This window comes from Novipirellula rosea (assembly GCF_039541335.1).
In the GTDB taxonomy this organism is placed as follows: domain Bacteria; phylum Planctomycetota; class Planctomycetia; order Pirellulales; family Pirellulaceae; genus Novipirellula; species Novipirellula rosea.
Genome location: NZ_BAABGA010000064.1, coordinates 270,044 through 285,751 on the forward strand (window position 1 = coordinate 270,044; position 15,708 = coordinate 285,751).

A 15,708-nucleotide genomic window follows, 5' to 3' on the forward strand; every position below is an offset into this window, starting at 1 on the left:
GGCAGCGTGGTTCGCCGGGGACAGCACCGATTCGTTGCGTCGCGATTGATTCGTCACGACCTATTCGTAACGAAGTGCGTCGATCGGATCGAGCATCGAAGCTTTGCGAGCGGGATAATAACCGAACACAATTCCCACGCTGGCAGCGACTCCCACGGCGACGATCGGGGCCCAAAACGACATCTCATTCGGCCACTCCATCATCCAACCAATGATCGTGGAACTGGCGTGACCAAGCGCGATCCCAAACAGCCCGCCGATTAAACACAACACCGTCGCTTCGATCAAGAATTGTCTCAAAATCGCATTGCGATTGGCTCCGACCGCCATACGCAGACCAATCTCTCGCGTTCGTTCGGTGACCGAGACCAGCATAATGTTCATGATGCCGACACCTCCGACCAGCAGCGAAACACCTGCGATGATCAATCCAAGTGCCGACAATCCCGAGACGACTTGCTTGGTCACCCTCGAGACCTCAGTGATGTCTTGGATCTGAAAGACGTCGGGATCGACGTCATGTCGGCGAGAGAGGACTTGGCGGATCTGCTGGCGTGCCTCCGGAACATGCTCGGGCGTCAAGGCCTGAACATAGATTTGGCTTAAATGCTCGTTGCGAGTCGAGCGTTTGACGGATGCAAATTGCATCTTCGGCATTTGATCTTCAAACGTGGCAACGCGGCTGATGGAATTGGACCGGCTGTTGATGCGGTATTTGAATGTGGTCCAGGGCGCCAGCATGATGTCGTCTTGATCATTGCCGATCACATCGCCTCCTTTGGCTTGCAGCACGCCAACCACCCGCAGCGAAACGCCGTTCGCGCGAATCTCTTTACCGATCGGATACTCATCGTCAAACAGATCGCTCGCGACCGTTTGACCGATCACACACACTTTTTCGGCGTCGAAGACCGCGTCGTCGCTAAACAGTTGCCCCATATCCATCTCGGACCAATTCCGGCCGCGAAGATAATCAGGCGAACTGCCCAGTACAAACGTGGGCCGGCAACGACGGTTGCCGTACACCAATTGAGCTTGTCCATGAACGATCGGCGCCGTCAACCGAACGGCGGGACATTGTTCTTGCAACAGCGCGACATCGTCGGGGGTCAGCGGCACATAACGTCGCCGTCGGCCCGAACTAGGGGTGTAAGTGGAGGACACATTCAGCATGTTCGCCCCCATGCTGGCCACCGTGTCTTTGATCGCTCGCGACGAACCGCTGCTCAGTTCCATCACATTGACAACCGACGCGACTCCGATGATCACGCCCAACATCGTCAGCACGGTACGCAGCGCATTGGTACGCAGCGAAGAGAGCGATACTAAGATCGCATTGACGATGGACGCAAGCATCTGACCGCTGGCATGCGTGTCGAGTGAAACGGAATTCGTTGCCAGTGTTTTTTTATCGACGATGGGATGCGAAGTCCGGTTGGCTTGATCGCTGGCAATGATGCCGTCCTTCATGTGGACCACACGATCGGCACTTTTCGCCACCTCGGCATCATGAGTGACGACCACCAACGTGATCCGGTGCTCGAGATTCAGCTTGCGAAACAGCTCGAGGATCTCTTGCTCGGTTTTCGAATCCAGATTGCCAGTCGGTTCATCCGCCAGCAACAGTTGAGGACGATTGATCAATGCTCGAGCAATAGCCACGCGTTGCCGTTCCCCTCCCGATAATTGGTTGGGCGCATGGTCCATCCGTCCGGCCAAACCAACGATACTGAGCAATTTCTTGGCGTATTCGACTCGTTCGGCCTGAGAGCGATCATCGGTTGCGTACAGCGTCGGAAGCAGGACATTGTCCAGCGCCGAGGTGCGTGGCAATAGGTTGAAGTTTTGAAAGACGAAGCCGACGTGACGGTTGCGAAAGACCGCCAACTCGCTACCGGACAGACTGGATACATCGAGATCGGCGAACTTGTAGATGCCCGCCGTGGTGCGATCCAAGCTGCCGAGCAGATTCATCAGCGTGGTCTTGCCCGACCCTGACGTGCCCATTAGCGCAACGTACTCACCCGCTTCGATATCAAGCGTGATGCCTTTGAGCACCGGCAACGGAACGTCACCGACTTGGTACGTCTTGCAAATATCGCCTAGCTCGATCAAGCGTGCGGCTCCGGGTAGGGTTGTTACGAGTCGTGGATCTTGCCAAAGATCCTTCGAGAGGAATTGAGGAATGAGGAGTCTTTGCCACGGGATATCTAAAGAGATCCACGACGAGGAACGTTAACGCAGTGTTTTTGCGGTTGGAATGATTCGGGCTAGCGTGGTGCGTTTCACTTCACCGACCACGACCGGCAACGCTTCTTCGAATCCTTCGCCGACGACCTCGGTTTGCACTCCGTCATCGATACCAACTCGAACGGGCAAAGGACGCACTTTTCCGTTTTCGCTTGGCACCCACACATAGGCAGACTCGCCCTCGGTTGGACCATTTGGATCCTCGCTCGACACGATTGAGTCTGTGGCGACGGCTTGTTCCATTTGTTCCGCACCGGGCCACCACTGCAGTGCCCCGGTGGGTACCAACCAGGCTTGATTTCGCCGGATGATTTCAAATTCAACATCCGCGGTCATGTGCGGCATCAGTTCGACATCGGGAGGATCAATCGCGACAATCACGTCGTAGGTGACAAAGTTGCCATGCATGCGAGCGTTGAGCAGAATCTCTTCGACACGTCCGGTCATCTCGTGATCGCGATAGGCGTCGACGGAAAAGGTCGCAGGTTGTCCCAACCGAACTTTGCCGATGTCACTTTCACTGACCGATGCACGGATCCTCATTTGGTCGAGGTCTTTGGCCAGTAGAAACAGACCGGGATGACCAATATTGACGTACTGGCCAAGATTGGCGCGTCGATCGATCACCACGCCGTCAATCGGCGAGCGCACGGTCGTTTTCGACAAGCTGATTTGGGCATGGTTCACTTCGGCGGCGACTTGATCAAGCTTGGCTTGCCCCACCGCCAACTGCGCCGCTGCCATTTCATTGGCCGTCACGATCTCGTCATAGTCGCTTTGTGCATTCGTGTCTCGAAGTCGATCCGCGCGTTCGAGCGTTCGGCGAGCCTGCTCGAGTTGAGCCTGCAAGCGAGCGATGTCCGCTTGGGCGAGACGATAGGCCGCTTTGGCTTTCTGTAATGCGATTTCGTATTGTTGTGGATCGAGTTCAAACAGCACGGTGCCTTTTTTGACCCGTGATCCCACTCCGATCGATTTCTCGGGGTTGCCGGCGTCGGTTCCGAATTGCACGATTTTCCCGGCGACATCGGGTCCCACTTGCACCACTTCTTCCGGTTCGATCGTCCCCGTCGTGCCCACCGTAATTACGAGGTCGCGTCGCTGGACATTCACCGTTCGCAATTCAGGCAGCTGGTCGCTTACACTTATCCACCGCCAAGCGACCAACCCAACCAGCACACATCCGGTCACCAAGAATCCGACGACGAGGCGAAGTAAGAACGATTTTTTTCTTGCGGGTTGACTCACGCTGCGATCCTTTGGGTTCGTTCTCGGTCGACTTGTCCATCGACCAGCTTCACGACGCGATCGGCCGCAAAGAAGTAGCGATCATCGTGGGTAATCGCCACCACAGCGCGGCCATTTCGGGTCAATTCAGGAACAATCTCGCGGTAAAAGATCTCTTTAAACGTGGGATCCTGTTCGGCCGCCCACTCGTCAAACACGAACACGGGTCGCTGATCCAAACATGCGACTAACATCGCCAGCCGTTTATGTTGGCCACGAGAAAGCTTGTTCGTTTGCAACATGCCGGTTTCAAAATCCACCTTGTCTTCGATCCCCAACAGCCGCGTCCAATGTCGCAGCAGCATTGGATTCGGATCGATCCCCATCAATCGATCAAACAAGTGGCCTTCGACAAAGACAGAGGAAAAGAGTTGGCGGTAGTCGCCCATTGCGGATTCATCAATGACTTGATTGTCCACCAGGATATCGCCGGAATGGGGTGGATACAGTCCGGTCAAAATTTTGGCGAGCGTCGTTTTACCACTGCCGTTGCCACCGACAATGAACAGGACTTCCCCAGGCAAAACCTGCAGGTCGATCGGCCCTAAATGAAACCCTTCTTCATCATCGTTGGGTGAATGATAGGTATAGGAAACCGACTTCAGCGAGATCGATCGAAACCCCGTCTCGGTCGATGCAACCGGGGGCGCAAGTGCGGGGTCAATCATCAACCCCAGCGCGTTGATCTTCTGTAATGAAATCGCTGCACGGTTCAGCGCCGGTAACCAACCGAGAATGCTGTCCAACGGGCTGGTCAAATATAAAATCGTCAGCGTATAGCCCATCAGCGTTTCAGGCGTCACGGTCCACAGACGAGGCCACACGAAAAGTAGCAAACCGATCCCAATGAACAGCGAAAGCCGGCCCCAAGTGTGTGCTCCGCCAAGGATGTCAGTCCCCTTGATCAACCGTTCTCGCATCGATGTGTCTGCTGGCAACAACACGTCGTAGATAAATTCGACACAGCGGCGGTTGTTGGCTTTTAATTCTTTGATGCCAAAGACCATCGCTTGCAGTTGCTTGCTGACTTCGTCGCGATCTTCGCGGGCTTGCCGCAGATGATAATTCGCCCAGTGCAGTCCTGTTAGATAGCTTGCAATCGCCAGCGATCCCATCAGCACGGTGCAGATAGCAAGCGGAAACGAAAGACTCGCCAAATAGCCGATTCCGCTGATCAGCACCATCGCACTAGCACAAACCGAGGGAAAGTTTGAGAGCGCCCCGGTGATCGCTCCCACATCGCCTTGCAACATGCCGAGCAAACGATGAGGCCCCACTTGTTCCAGATCAGGCAAGGGTGCCGCCATGATCCGGTTGCACAATTCGAACTGCAATCGCGCGGCGGTGGACTGAGACAATCGCGTCAGTATGCACTTCGAGAGGACTTGCAGCACCAAGACCGAAACACAAGCGGCAATGAACAGCGTGGGCAGAACCGCGGACGGAGTGTTTTGAGTACTAAACGACCGATGAATCAGCGTGATCAGCCCCAACGTGGCCAATCCGCTAGCGCCCCCCAGGACGATCGACGCCAAACTCGCTTTCCACGAAGATCGCAACATCAGGAAAAAGAGATTCATGGCGACTGATCCCTCGTGCGAGCAATGACGTTCATAAGTCTCGATGAAAGGGTTCGGTTTTATGGGGCAGTAACGAAAACAGCGACGACAATCCGAAGGGGTGATGTAGCAAAGCCAACCGCAAATCCCAATAGCAATTGGCAAATGTGAGGCTAGGGGACATGGGAGGGCATGCAAAACCTTGTAAACTTGCAAAGCTCTAGGAATCAGCGTCCGCCAATCCGTTCAGCCCGGCCAGGAATCTTGCTGGCATCTGCTTTCGATTGGCCGCAAAACAAACACGATAGAATCGCCGAGTCGACTACAAGTAACACAGGACCAGAAAACCTCATGATGATGCATCGAAACACCCACTCGCTAACTCGCTGGATTGCTATGCTCGCCTTGCTGGCCAGCGTTGCCCATTTGCCGTCCACCGCGACGGCGTCGGATGCGTTTACGATTTTCATGATCGGCGACTCGACGATGGCCGACAAACCGCTGATCCCCGAAAATCCCGAGCGAGGCTGGGGACAATTGCTGACGCTCTATTTCAATCCCAATGTCACGATCGATAACCACGCCACGAATGGACGCAGTTCAAAGAGTTTTCGTAGCGAAGGACGCTGGGATGGGGTGCTGCAGCGGATTCAGCCAGGCGACTATGTGATCATTCAGTTCGGACACAACGACGAAAAATCCGACCAAGCTCGCCACACCGATCCGTTCGGCAGCTACACCGCAAATCTACGGCGTTATGCGAAAGAAGCGAGTGAACTCGGTGCGATTCCCATTCTGGCGACGCCCGTCGTGCGACGAGTTTTCGACGACAAAGGGGTACTGCAACCTACCCACGGCGAGTATCCCGAAGCGGTTCGCAAGCTCGCCAGCGAGATCGACGTGCCGCTGTTGGACATGACGCTTCGATCGCGTGAACTACTCGAGCGACTTGGCAAAACGCGTTCGGAGCAACTGTTCATTTGGACGATTCCAGGAGAATACGATCGCTTTCCCGAGGGCAACTCGGACAACACTCATTTCAATGCACTCGGAGCAACCCGAATGTGCGACTTGGCCGTCGCCGAAATCCAAGCCAAGGTCCCCGAGCTCGCGGCACATTTGAAGAGCAGCCGCTAACAGCATTTTTGCTTCCCTGTAGTGGACGAGGCAACGAATCCCGTCGTGGTTTGAGTCGCGGGGACTCGTGGCCTCGTCCAGTACGATGATCCGGGACTCGTTGCCTCGTCCACTACGGTGATGCGGGACTCGTGGCCTCGTCCACTACGGTGATGGCAATTGTTTTGCGGTGAGCTCGGCGAAGTGGAGGGCGAGACGCAGATTGGCTTGACTCCACAGCAGCGGCGTTGAGTCGTTTGCTACCCAGACGCCCTTGTCCATGTCCTCGATGTAGTACGCTTCGGGACATTTGTACGCGCCGAAGGGACTATCGAGCGAAGTCAGCTGCTGTAGCGAGCGATTCAGATGACGCAGTTGCAGCGCTAATTCCTCTGGATCGCCGGACGCTTGGAATCGCTGGGCGTAAATGCATGAAAGGATCGGATCGAAGATGCACCACTGTGCTTCGGTTCCACGCCGCACCTGTAGATGGCTGCGTTTATCATCGGCGGACACGGCATCGGTGCGATCTTTTTCATCGAACTGTTGCTTGTATCCCGGCGACCAAAAACTGTCGTGCTTGTAGCGAGCGATGCCAATCGCTCCTTGCAACTGCGAGGTCACCCGCGACAGGATCTGATCGGCCATGTCGCCCTCGACGATCTCCAGCGGATAGATCAGAAACAGCAGTGCCGAGTCCACATCTCGCTGTTTTCCATTACCTTGAATGCACTCGTTGGGCAGGATTTCGTGAAGCGCTGCGGTGCCTGGTCGAATAAGTTTCTCCAAGAAGCGGTGATCGATGCCATGGTTGTGCAGCGTTTCTTGCACCCCAGGAATCTCAAAGATCTCCTGGACTGCTTGTAACGCAGCGACCACCACCCCGATGCTGGACGCCTCGATCTTGGGCCATTCTTCCCAGTGCCCGCTGTCTTCGTCTTGCCAGTACTGGATCCGCGAGAAAAAGTGGATCAGCAGGGCGAGTATCTGCAGTTGCTCCGAAGTCGGACGCAGCTTTTCGCGGGCGATAAGCTTGGCGAACAACCACACGTAGTACCCGAGGGCATCGTTCTGCTTGTGGTTCCAGCCTGCCCCCGATGGGGTGTCCGAATCGAGTTCCGAGAGGGTTGTCCCGTCAAAGCGAACATGCGGACGGTTGATTTCATGTTGGTTGTCAGACGAGGGCTGCAAGCGATGGCGGTACTTTGCAAAGAAGCGGCATAACGCCTCGACTGTTTTAACGGCGGCTGCGTCGTTGCCAATCACCAACATTTGATTCGCGATGTGAATATTGTCACGCACCCACACCAGCTGGTAGTTGGTGTATTCACGCTCGCTGCCCGCGACGTTTGCTGCCGGGTAGAGTCCGGTCTCCAAGACAGGCATCTGGAACGTGCCATATTGGTCAAGCCGCTGCCGGATCACTTGCAGCTGACTGGCCATATTCGTAGCGTCCACCGATGGAATCGGATCTTGACGATTGCCGGACATCATGTCGTTGCCTTTGTTGCGTTGCTCGAGTTCTTCAAAGCCTCCGAGGCTGAGATTCACCGAGACGATGACAATGAGATCAGGTTTTAGCGGACGGCGATCCATGTTGCCATCGGCATCAAACCACTAATTGGCAAAGGGATTGGCTTGGATACCGGTTGATACGGGGTCGGAAGATTTTGGAGGCGTGGGACGTCGACTCGAACAACCGCTTCTACATTGTTTCGAAGCAGGTTGTGGGTAGGGGCTCGATTTTTTGTCGGTGAAAAATTGGTCGAACAAACCGTGTGACGAATCGCTCGCGGGCACAACACTTGGTAACTGTTGCGGCGGGTTCAATCCCATGTCGTCATCGCCCCCACTGGATTCATAGCCGTAGCCGATCCCCTGGCCACTGACTTGCTGGACCTCGAAACCATCCCAGTCGCCATCGATTCCGCTGGAGTCTTCTGAAAAGGCCTCCCCAGCGACATCGGATCGCGAGTTCGCATATTCGTTTTTGAATTGTGCGAAATCGATATCACCGAAGTCACTTGTTGAACGGATGATCGTCACCCCCAGCAACAGAATCATGATCAATGCGATCATACCAATCCCACTGAAAATCCCATTGAGAAAATAGGCTGCGATTCCTCGCCCAATACTGCAATGCGTGATCGCAGAGATGACCAGCACGTAGGTGCCAATCGATGCGACGCCAGCGATCAATCCGGCGACGGGCTCGCCTGGCATCGCGAACATGATTGCAGCCGAGACAAACGAACCGGCCAGCGTCGCGGCGATCACGACCCCGATGGACTTCCAGAAACCAACGCTGCCTGCGCCCGAGACCGAGAGGGCAAACTTCATCGAATAGCCCACCACCAGAAACAGCCCCACCACCATCACAATCACGAGTAGTGAGATGGGAAGCATCGCCGAAGCAAACGCTTCCTGAGCCGATTGTAGATTGGAGTCGTTCATGGTGGGTTTTATTTTCGAATGCAGAAAAATCGTTATGGCGTTTCCGTGGTCGCGTACGGGTAGCCGTGGGGTTGCCAGACACTTCCCCGTTGAAACATAGGTCATGATCGACGTGGTGTCCGAAAAAACGATCCTGGGAAGATCCCAGAGCGATCGATTTGTGCATGCCCATGCGTCCGGATGACAATCTGCGCACAACCGAATTTTTCCTGGAAAAAACCGACAAATTGTGCCGAAAACCGGTATAAAACATGGAAAGCCTTACCGTAGAAGCAAAGGCCGCGAGTGGCCCACAGCGCATCATTGACGCTTGCTTCGACAACGATTGCCATTTCGTGAACGTTGCGATGATCGCGGTGCAGGTTAAAATACAAATCGCTGCATGACGCGGCGGTCGCCCCCCCATTTCCCTCCAACGACCACCTTCCCGCTTCCGGAATAGCCGATCTCGATTTTCTCTATCTGCATCTTCGCTGCTTCTTTGCATTGCCAATCTGTCTTGTCGCAGGCTGCATCGATTTGCGAAGCAACGTTGGGACGGATTTCACGATCCTCGATTGACGCCCCCCGGAAAACCATCGTTCCTTTATCACGTGGAAAGATCCATCATGCTCAGCCGTCGAAAAATGCTCCAAGGATTGGCCGCCAGCACGGGGGCCGCATTTGGCGTCTCACTTACGCCGGAACGTCTTTTGGCATCGTCCACCACAACCACGACGCCGAAACGCATCGTCTTCTTTATGCAGAACCAGGGGTTCGATCCGAAGACCTGTATTCCCGCTGGGATGAAACACAGCGGCTCGCTGGCGAACGCCAAGCTTCCCGAGCCCATCAGCGCACTGGAACCCTACAAAGAACGGCTGCACATCATCAACGGTCTGCACGGTCTGCACACCAGTCCCTCGCATAGTGCTTTCTTTGGCGCGCTCGGCGGCTATCGTGGCAGCGACGGGGTACCGCCAAGTGCGTCGACGATCGATTACGAATTGAGCAAGGCGTTGCCACAAACGCTTCTGCCTCACTTGTGTATCGGCATGGACTCGATCGAGAACATGAAATCCAAGCCGACGATTGCAACGCTGTCGGCCAGCGGTGCGGGTTCGCCGATCTTTATGCATTCCAATCCAAATCATCTTTATCAGATGCTCTATGGCGGCATCTCCTCGGGCGACATCCGGCTGCAACACGAAGCTCGGTCCAGTGTGCTGAGCCAAGTCGAAATGCTGGCTACCGCCAAGGGACAATCGCTCCCTGCGGAGGACGGCCGACGTTACGGCCAATACGTCCAGGGATTCAGGGATGTCAACGGATTGCGAGATCGCTTGGACACGGTTGCGGACCACTTGCGAAAATTTGCTCCGAAGGTTGACGAGCGATATGCGGCGCCGGAGTTCGAAACCGATTGGCACGACCGCTTGCTGGACCTGGGCATCTCGGCGCTGACCTCGGGCATCACCAATACGCTGACGATCGGTTCGGGTCGCGGCGAGATCTTTGGTGCATGGAAGGGATTGGGCATCGATCAACAGGGACACAACCTGGGTCACATGGAACAGCCCGACAATCCAATTTGGATCAAGATTCGCCAGTACAACAGCCGCATGCTGGTACGGATCATGGAGAAATTAGAAAGCGTGCCCGAAGGCAGCGGTACGATGATGGACAACACGCTGATTGTTTACACCAGCAACAATGCGGACAAACAGCACACCAACGGTGCCAATTGGCCTGTCATGCTGTTGGGTAACCTGGACGGCGCGTTCAAATCGGGTTGCTTTACACAGCTGGATGGCAAACGTCCAATCAACGCACTCTATACGTCGCTGCTGCGAGCCGCGGGTCAGAACGTCGATCGCTTTAACATGGACGACAAGATGGCCAAGAAGTTTGACGACAGCAACGGTCCGCTGAAGGAAGTGCTGGCATGATGATGCTTCGATTTTCGATTTGCCAAAAATGTGGGATAGGCTTCCAGCCTGTCATGGCAGAAAGGACAAACGGGAAGTCGATCCGACTTTATCTCACCTTGATCCTATTGCTGTTCAGCCTGGCCCCCGCAGTCCAAGCGGAAACCTACACGCCTGGCCAGCCGATCAACCAAGACTTTGACAGCTTTGCCAAGTCGTTTCTCGTCAATCACTGCGTCGACTGTCACGGCGAATTCGATCCCGAAGGCGGGTTGTCGCTCGAGGATTTGGGCGAGGTTGATGAGATCAACGCCAGCACATGGACGAGCGTTTGGGCCCAGGTCGCCTTGAACGAGATGCCGCCGCCGGACATGACGCAGCCCGAGGTGATCGAGCGACTGCAGTTCTCGGACTGGGTCGTCAACGAACTCTCGCGGGTTTTGCGAGACAAGGGTGGTTTTCATGCTCACCGCGATCCCAACAAAGGCAACTTCGTCGATCACGAACTGCTATTCGGTCCGCTGCCCGATGGAATCAAGCTGCAACCGACATCGTCGCCTGCCCGTATCTGGCGAGTGACCCCCGAGGAACACATCACTCGGCTGAATGAACTGATCAATACCGAGCCCGAATTCGATCCCAAAAAACCGGGTCTGCGGACTCGTGGCGATGCCGTTCCGACCAACCACGGCGGCGAACTGAAGCTGTACTTTGGGACCGATCGCATCATTTATTGGCAGGGTGGAACGGTCGCCTACGCCACCTCGGTCAAGAGCGTCCCCGCCGTGCTATCGTCGGCGCGCGACCATGGGCTGGAAAACTACCCCGACTTCTACACCGTCAACAGCGCCGAAGCGACACAGATCATGGGGATGGCAGGCGACATCATCCGCTACATGATGGACGGCCCGCTAAGCATTGCACATCCTTACCAGATCACCGACGACCCTAAATCGATCGCCGACAAAATGAAGGGCGATCTGCGTGGTTTGCCAACAAGCCTTGTCTACAGCACCAAGGTCGTCCGTCCGCTGACGCCGGTCTATGACCTGATGAACAAAGAGGGCGTGACGGACGAGCGAGTGCGTGCGGCGGTCGACTTCCTATTCGAAGCGTTGACGTTCCGCCCGCCGAGCGAAACCGAGTCCGACGCTTACGTGGAAATCGTCAATCAATCGATCGATAAGCTTGGCAAGAAAGACGGCGCCGTACTGGGGCTGTCGTCCATCTTCCTCGATCGGGATGCGCTATTCCGGCCCGAGTTGGCTGCGTATGGGAAACCGGACGCGCATGGCCGCGTCATGCTACAAGACTGGGAATTGGGATTGGCCGTTAATCACGCGCTGCGCTACATCCAACCCGATGAAGCACTGCGTGACGCGATTGTCGGTGGTCGCATGCGTAGCCGAGCCGACGTCGAACGTGAAGTGCGGCGGATGCTGGCAGACGACAGCATCCGTAAACCAAGGATCCTGCAATTCTTTCGCGACTACTTTGATTACGACCAAGGTGGGTATATTTGTAAAGATACAAAAGCGCTTGCCGATACCGGCGCGGACAGCCGAGGTGTGAATCATTACCGCGCCATGTTTGACGCAACGGCCAGCACCGATCGTTTGATCGAGATGATTTTGCAGGAAGACAAAGATGTGTTGAAGCAATTGCTGACCACCGACAAGGTCGTCGCCGCCGAACGCGACAACATCTACTTTGGCCGACAACGCAGCAAGGAAGAGCGAACCGAGTCGATTGCCGCGGAGCGGAAAGCTGCGGCCGAGGCAGCAAAACAAGCAGCGGCGGAACTCGAAGCCTGGAAGCAAGCCAACCCCGGCAAGAAACCACCGGCAAAGAAACCGACCCGACGAACGTACGTCCATCACGGCGTCGAGCAAGCTGACCTTTCGGGGCCAACGATCTACGCTCGCGTCGGCCGACGTAGTTTTGGCAGAGGATCAATGGAACCGGAACGCACGCTGGCCACCGCCCCCGAAGGCCAACGGCTAGGCATCCTGACGCATCCTGCTTGGCTTGTTTCGCACTCCGACGCAATGGACAATCACGCCATCCGCCGCGGCCGCTGGATCCAAGAGCGACTGCTTGGCGGCGGCATTCCCGATGTCCCAATCACGGTGGACGCGATGCTGCCGGATGAGCCCAAGAGCACGCTTCGCGAGCGGATGCGGGTCACCCGCGAAGACTACTGTTGGACATGTCACAAAAAGATGGATCCGTTGGGGTTGCCGTTTGAGATGTACAATCACGCTGGGCTGTATCGCGAGCTGGAACTCGAGAAACCAGTGGATACGACAGGCGAGATCATCGATTCTGGCGATCCGAGTTTGGATGGCGAAGTTGGCAATGCGATCGAGTTGATCGAGCGAATTGCTGAGAGCGAACGCGCCGAGCAGGTCTTCGTCCGCCACGCCTTCCGCTTCTGGATGGGCCGCAACGAAACGCTCAATGACGCTCCCGTTCTGCAAGCGGCGCACCGCGCGTACAAGCAGAGCGGAGGCAGCATGAACGAACTGCTTGTTTCACTGCTCACCTCCGACGCATTCCTCTACCGCACCCGCAGCGATGCAGCGCTAGCCGATACGCACTAGCCGTTGCGATTATCGTTCGCAAACATCGCATCCACGACGGTCCCCCTTCTCCGTAGTGGACGTGGCTACACGTCCTTTCACCTCACTCGTAGTGGACGTGGCTACACGTCCCCGAAGCGAAAACACCAATAAAATCCCCAACCGCAGCCCATCAGAATCGGCTCCCACCAGCCGCGATGACCAGACCATCGGTCCAGTTGGTTTCAGATGAAATGCGACCGGTGGATATCCGGTTCCGCCAGCCTTGTTTGGCGGCGGCCGGTAAGAACCGGCCCTACTACACTACGCATATTTCCGGCTAAATCGATTATGAAGAAACACGAATGGCGTGAGACCACCGACGAGGGCGAGACTCGCATGGTCACCGCAACGCAACACGGGGGGCAATGGAAGCTTCGGTCCCGTCTAAAATCGGAAACGGAGTGGACCTTACATCCGGTCATTTCGCTCGAGGATCTCGAAACACTCTACGAAATTGTTTCGAATAAATATCGCCGTAAACGTGCACCGTACAACCACGTCTTAGAACTCGAGAAGCTGATCGCAAAAGCGAAACTCGGGAAGTAGCTTCAAATGTCGTTCGCGACGGCCGGGTTGGCGAGGAACTATTCGGACGACACGTCTTGTCTTTCTAGGCAGGTTGATCACAACTTCAATGCGTATCGTGACTCTGGTTCGATCTCGAACTCATCTGGCCAATTGGAAGGCTTGTATTGCAAGAGCGTGTCATCTTATCGCCGCACTGCTGCCTGATGGATCCGACACGTCCCTGAATCGGATTCTCTGGCCGATCGGCTTGTAGGTTTCCTTCGCCGAAACAGGTGAGGAAGCGGAACAGGCGACGGGTAGGTCTGCTTCGGAAAGAATTCTGCCCACCACCATTTCCAAGTTAGCGAACGATGAATCGGTCCTGCGTGATCAGGGCTACTGCCTTCGGCGAGCACACGTTCCACCCGTGAATCGTCGAGCAGGACGCCGCCGACATCACGTGCTTGAACCAGCATCCATTCTAAGGCTGTCTTCGCCAAACCACTTTCATCTTTGGGGTACCCGCCACCGACATCGCTATGCACCCCCGCAAACCAAACTTCTTTAAAGTCTTGATGCTCCCGACGTTTGAATAGGTTTTGCGCAAAGAATGCTCGATGCTCGTCGATTGAAACCGCGTGTCTGATGACATCGACGCTCGGATTGCTGGCGGTAAATGCATACGACAAATAGTCGTATGCCCACGACACGGAAGACACCGTGTCCCAGAGTCCTAAGAATAGGAACGGTTTTTCCTCGAATCGCTGTGAAAATTGTTTTCGGAAGCGGCCAAGATGGGCAAAGTCCAAACGGCGTCCTTTCCGCAACTCGATCTCTGCCATCGCGTATTGAACAAGTTGCCGGTTACCCGGTTGCAGGCTCCCCACGCTGTGCAACAGTGCGGCCACGACACGAGCTGCGTAGGCGCCGCGACTAAATCCAAACAAACAGATTCGGTCCCCCGGCTGATAGTGCTGTGCAATATACCAGTAAGCGTCTTCGATCGTCTTACGATAGCCGGCTCCGAACGCGAGTCCCATCACTTTGCTGAACGCTCGGCCGGGACGGGTCAAAGCCATGCTTGGACTGAAAGTACCAACCCCAGGCTGATAGAAGGCGACTTGCCGCTGCGCATCAATGACAAGCGAGTAGTGCAGCCGGAGCACATTGGTTTGATCGCTGTCAAATTGGTTCCCCGTCCCGTCGCAGCATACCACGATATTTTTTGCCAACGCTCGATCTCCATCATCAATCGCACTCGAATTCATGTGGCTGAATTTTACTCGATGTGCATCGAGCTAGGGTCAAGCAACTGCATCCGGTAGCCGCCGATGCAGCGATTTTCATACATACGATCGACCGACGCCCCCAGCGATTCAGCGCTGGCCGATGCAAATTGACCTTTGCGATTGTTGTTTGCAAACATCGCAAGCACGTCGAATCCCCTTCCCCGTCGTGGACGTGGCTACACGTCCTTTTGCCTCGCCCGTCGTTAACGTGGCTACACGTCCCCGAAGCGGGATGAACAACAAAATCCCCCAGCACCGCCAACTAGCCCCAGCCTACTTCACTCCTGTTCAAATTCCCGCTCGGTCTTCTAGACGAGGGGTCCTGTGCGGGGTGTTCGAGATTGCGCGGTCGATTGAACAGGAGATAACAGAGGTAACCGAGTTTCGATTCCTGCTTTGTTATTGAAGTTTGGATCCCACTAAGCCGGAGCTTTGCATCCATCAAGCCGTGCATGGGTTCTCCGTTTCCTCCCTTTCCTCCTGTTCAAATTCCCCTGGTCTTTGTCGGGACGGGTTCCTGTACGGGGTGCTTGAGATTGCGCGGTCGTTTGAACAGGAGATAACAGAGGTAACAGAGTTTTGATTCCTGCTTTGTTATTGAAGTTTGGATCCCACTAAGCCGGAGCTTTGAATCCATCAGACCGTGCATGGCGTCTCCGTTTCCGTCTGTTCAAATTCCTCTCTGGGTTTATGCAAAGGCCTCTCAGGTTCAGAA

At 55.4% G+C, this 15,708-nt stretch carries 11 protein-coding genes; 4 read left to right on the forward strand and 7 right to left on the reverse strand.

Annotated elements, in window-relative coordinates; translation table 11 throughout:
- Nucleotides 1-60: 60 nt before the first annotated feature.
- The 3 genes from ABD971_RS23915 to ABD971_RS23925 form a co-directional block, all read right to left on the reverse strand.
- Nucleotides 61-2,115: an ABC transporter permease gene (locus tag ABD971_RS23915; RefSeq protein WP_345326229.1), complete on the reverse strand. Its 2,055-nt coding sequence runs from the start codon at nt 2,113-2,115 to the stop codon at nt 61-63.
- Between the two features lie 120 nt (nt 2,116-2,235).
- Entirely contained in the window at nt 2,236-3,444 is a 1,209-nt protein-coding gene (locus ABD971_RS23920; RefSeq protein WP_372721906.1) for an efflux RND transporter periplasmic adaptor subunit, read from the reverse strand.
- A 50-nt stretch (nt 3,445-3,494) separates the two neighbouring features.
- The gene (locus ABD971_RS23925) at nt 3,495-5,117 is read right to left on the reverse strand and encodes a cyclic peptide export ABC transporter (protein WP_345326233.1); all 1,623 of its coding nucleotides are present in this window, start codon (nt 5,115-5,117) and stop codon (nt 3,495-3,497) included.
- Between the two features lie 336 nt (nt 5,118-5,453).
- Between ABD971_RS23925 and ABD971_RS23930 the strand changes: the two genes are divergently transcribed.
- The gene (locus tag ABD971_RS23930) at nt 5,454-6,233 is read left to right on the forward strand and encodes a rhamnogalacturonan acetylesterase (protein WP_345326235.1); all 780 of its coding nucleotides are present in this window, start codon (nt 5,454-5,456) and stop codon (nt 6,231-6,233) included.
- 144 nt (nt 6,234-6,377) lie between these two features.
- Here the strand turns inward: ABD971_RS23930 and ABD971_RS23935 are convergent, their stop codons facing one another.
- Together ABD971_RS23935 and ABD971_RS23940 are read right to left on the reverse strand one after the other, a co-directional pair.
- The gene (locus ABD971_RS23935; RefSeq protein ID WP_345326237.1) at nt 6,378-7,808 is read right to left on the reverse strand and encodes a glycoside hydrolase family 15 protein; all 1,431 of its coding nucleotides are present in this window, start codon (nt 7,806-7,808) and stop codon (nt 6,378-6,380) included.
- Nucleotides 7,809-7,829: 21 nt separating this feature from the next.
- Nucleotides 7,830-8,666, reverse strand: coding sequence for a hypothetical protein (locus tag ABD971_RS23940; protein ID WP_345326239.1), 837 nt, complete (start codon nt 8,664-8,666; stop codon nt 7,830-7,832).
- A gap of 608 nt (nt 8,667-9,274) precedes the next feature.
- Here ABD971_RS23940 and ABD971_RS23945 point away from each other — a divergent pair.
- The 3 genes from ABD971_RS23945 to ABD971_RS23955 all read left to right on the forward strand — a co-directional run bounded on the left by ABD971_RS23945 (nt 9,275) and on the right by ABD971_RS23955 (nt 13,743).
- The gene (locus ABD971_RS23945; RefSeq protein WP_345326241.1) at nt 9,275-10,594 is read left to right on the forward strand and encodes a DUF1552 domain-containing protein; all 1,320 of its coding nucleotides are present in this window, start codon (nt 9,275-9,277) and stop codon (nt 10,592-10,594) included.
- Nucleotides 10,595-10,647: 53 nt separating this feature from the next.
- Nucleotides 10,648-13,176, forward strand: coding sequence for a DUF1588 domain-containing protein (locus ABD971_RS23950; protein WP_345326243.1), 2,529 nt, complete (start codon nt 10,648-10,650; stop codon nt 13,174-13,176).
- Nucleotides 13,177-13,485: 309 nt separating this feature from the next.
- Nucleotides 13,486-13,743, forward strand: coding sequence for a hypothetical protein (locus ABD971_RS23955; RefSeq protein WP_339945532.1), 258 nt, complete (start codon nt 13,486-13,488; stop codon nt 13,741-13,743).
- A gap of 164 nt (nt 13,744-13,907) precedes the next feature.
- Here ABD971_RS23955 and ABD971_RS23960 read toward each other — a convergent pair whose 3' ends face one another.
- Both ABD971_RS23960 and ABD971_RS23965 read right to left on the reverse strand, forming a co-directional pair.
- Nucleotides 13,908-14,972: a DUF2235 domain-containing protein gene (locus tag ABD971_RS23960; protein WP_345326246.1), complete on the reverse strand. Its 1,065-nt coding sequence runs from the start codon at nt 14,970-14,972 to the stop codon at nt 13,908-13,910.
- Between the two features lie 11 nt (nt 14,973-14,983).
- Nucleotides 14,984-15,139: a hypothetical protein gene (locus ABD971_RS23965; protein WP_345326248.1), complete on the reverse strand. Its 156-nt coding sequence runs from the start codon at nt 15,137-15,139 to the stop codon at nt 14,984-14,986.
- Nucleotides 15,140-15,708: the final 569 nt, after the last annotated feature.

What these genes read in the sequence shown, in the direction of transcription:
- ABD971_RS23925 (WP_345326233.1), bottom strand. Translation starts at nt 5,117, where the DNA reads ATGAATCTCTTTTTCCTGATGTTGCGATCTTCGTGGAAAGCGAGTTTG.
- ABD971_RS23930 (WP_345326235.1), top strand. Translation starts at nt 5,454, where the DNA reads ATGCATCGAAACACCCACTCGCTAACTCGCTGGATTGCTATGCTCGCC.
- ABD971_RS23935 (WP_345326237.1), bottom strand. Translation starts at nt 7,808, where the DNA reads ATGGATCGCCGTCCGCTAAAACCTGATCTCATTGTCATCGTCTCGGTG.
- ABD971_RS23940 (WP_345326239.1), bottom strand. Translation starts at nt 8,666, where the DNA reads ATGAACGACTCCAATCTACAATCGGCTCAGGAAGCGTTTGCTTCGGCG.
- ABD971_RS23945 (WP_345326241.1), top strand. Translation starts at nt 9,275, where the DNA reads ATGCTCAGCCGTCGAAAAATGCTCCAAGGATTGGCCGCCAGCACGGGG.
- ABD971_RS23950 (WP_345326243.1), top strand. Translation starts at nt 10,648, where the DNA reads ATGGCAGAAAGGACAAACGGGAAGTCGATCCGACTTTATCTCACCTTG.
- ABD971_RS23955 (WP_339945532.1), top strand. Translation starts at nt 13,486, where the DNA reads ATGAAGAAACACGAATGGCGTGAGACCACCGACGAGGGCGAGACTCGC.
- ABD971_RS23960 (WP_345326246.1), bottom strand. Translation starts at nt 14,972, where the DNA reads ATGAATTCGAGTGCGATTGATGATGGAGATCGAGCGTTGGCAAAAAAT.